Annotated in this window: 2 protein-coding genes; one reads left to right on the top strand and one right to left on the bottom strand. The window is 73.6% G+C overall.

The features are described 5' to 3' along the window. Positions 1-877, bottom strand: an 877-nt coding sequence (locus AC1DXV_RS33930) for a sigma-54-dependent Fis family transcriptional regulator (protein ID WP_477937964.1), incomplete at its 3' end; no start/stop codon positions are given. Between the two features lie 146 nt (positions 878-1,023). Here AC1DXV_RS33930 and AC1DXV_RS33925 point away from each other — a divergent pair. Next, positions 1,024-2,157 carry a sialidase family protein gene (locus AC1DXV_RS33925; RefSeq protein ID WP_477872566.1) on the top strand — a complete coding sequence of 378 codons (1,134 nt, stop codon included), beginning with the start codon at positions 1,024-1,026 and terminating at the stop codon, positions 2,155-2,157. The last annotated feature ends 115 nt before the right edge of the window (positions 2,158-2,272 follow it).

Below are 2,272 nucleotides of genomic sequence, written 5' to 3'. Positions count from 1 at the left end.
GCGGCGCCCCCGCCGCCGGGCCGAGCACCGGGCGCAGCGCGAGCGGCGCGTCGCCATGCCGCCGGCCGTGGTCGGCGAAGGCGCCGACGCCCAGGCCCAGCAGCCCCTCCAGCCCGAGCATGCGCAGCGCGCCGATGCTCAGGCCGAGCTGCGCGAGCGCGCTGCGGTTGGCGCCGAGGATCGCGCCGTCGGGGTCGACCGCGAGCAGCCCTTCGCGCACCGTGCCGATGCAGGCCGGCTCGGCATGGAAGTGCAGCCGCAACCCGTTGCGGAAGCGGTCGGCGAAGCACTGGTTCTCGATCATCCGCGCCGACAGGTCGACCAGCGCCAGCGTGTGCGGGTGGTACGAGCGCTGGTCGCCGCTCACGTCGAGCACGCCCATCACCCGGCCGGCATGGTCGAAGATCGGCGCGGCCGAGCAGGTGAGGAAGCGGTGGGCGCGCAGGAAATGCTCGTCGCCGTGCACCAGCGTCGGCGCCTCGGTGAAGAGGGCGGTGCCGACCGCGTTGGTGCCCTTGTTCGGTTCCGACCAGTTCACGCCGGGCGAGAGCGCCACCTGCTGCGCGCGTTCGAGGAAGGAGTCGTCGCCGAGGCTGTGCAGGATGCCGCCGTTCGGATCGGTCAGCGCGACCATGCTGTGCGACGAGGCGATCTGCTCGAACAGCAACTCCATCACCGGCGTCGCCTGTTCGTGCAGCCGGCGGTGGCGTTCGCGCGATTCCTGCAGCCGCGCGGCCGAGGCCCGGTTCAGTTCGGGCACCGCCGATTCGTCGAGCCCGAGCGCGGCGCAGCGCGCGTGCGACTGCGCGATCGCCTGCAGGTGCTGCGGCGACGCCACGTCGGCCGCGGTTCGGGTGGCGGGGGACTGAGAGCGCATGCTGCCTCCTTCGCGTGCCGCATTCTGCATGTTCGGGCGGGATCGCGCTGGCGCCGTCCCCGGCTGTCACAATCTGCGCCTTTCAAGCAAGGGCACAGGCGCGGAATGAGAGGCGCGGAATGAGTCGGGCGCGGCGGTCGCCGAGGATGTTGGTGCTGGCATTGGCCTGTGTGATGCTGGGCGCGGCGGCCGAATGGCGGCGCGCCGCGGCGAGCAGTGCGACGGCACGTGAACCGCGGCTCGCAGTGAAGCCGGCGAACGGGCCGGCGAAGCTGCCGCGCCTCGTGCCCCGCGCGTCGCAGCGCATCCCGATGCCCGACGGCGTGCCGGCCGCCCATGCCAGCGCGCTGACGGTGCTGCCGAGCGGCGAGCTGCTCGCGTTCTGGTGGGCCGGTTCGCGCGAGAGCGCACCGGATGTCAGCCTGTACCTCGCGCGCTGGGCCGACGGCCGCTGGAGCGCGGCGCAGAAGGTGGCCGACCGGGCCGGGCTGGGCCGCGAACTCGGCTTCGGCGTGCGCCGCATCGGCAACCCGTCGGCCTGGGTCGCACCGGACGGCCGCGTGCATGTCTTCATGGTCGCGACCGGCCTGGGCGGCTGGGCGGCGGCACGCGTCGTGCAGCTCGAATCGGCCGATGCGGCCCGCAGCTTCGCGGTGCGCCGCGTGCTGCCGCTGACGCCGCTGGCCGACACCAGCGTGCTGGTGCGCACCAACCCGGTCGGGCTCGACGATGGCGGCTGGCTGCTGCCCGCCTACTTCGAGCTGCGCAACAAGTACCCGATGCTCGTGTCCTTCGATGCCGACGGCGCGCCGCGCTGGCTGAGCCGCATCGGCCGCTCGACGACCGCGCTGCAGCCGGCGCTGCTGCCGGTGTCGGGCACCGAGCTGCGCGCGCTGATGCGCGACATCGGCCCGTCGCACCGCGTGCAGCAGGCGGTGAGCCACGACGCCGGCCGGCACTGGGAAGACGCGCCGCCGCTCGAGATCCCGAACCGCGACGACTCGGTCGCCGCGCTGCGGCTGGCCAACGGCGGCTACGTGCTGCTGCACAACGACACGCTGCCCGGCGGCTCGCCGCGCCAGTGGCTGCGGCTGTCGACCTCGGCCGATGCGCAGGCCTGGACGCCGGCGCTCGACGTGCAGCGTGGCAACGCCGGCGACGAGTTCTCGTACCCGAGCGTGCAGCAGCTGGGCCGGCAACTGCACGTCACCTACACCGCGCAGCGGCAGGCGATCGGGCATCAGGTCTATGACATCGAGGACGGGGAGGGCGCGCCATGAGCTTGCCGGAACTGGGCCTTCAGATCCTCTGGGCGCGGCTCGCCTGGGGCGTGGTCGCCGCGGCGCTGCTGCTGTCGCTGCTGCCTCTGCGCGCGATGAAGCCGCGCGCTGCCGT

This window comes from Rhizobacter sp. P3_C12, from assembly GCF_056402735.1.
The sequence above is the reverse complement of the archived record's forward strand: the minus strand, read 5'-3'. Positions and strand labels throughout refer to the sequence as shown.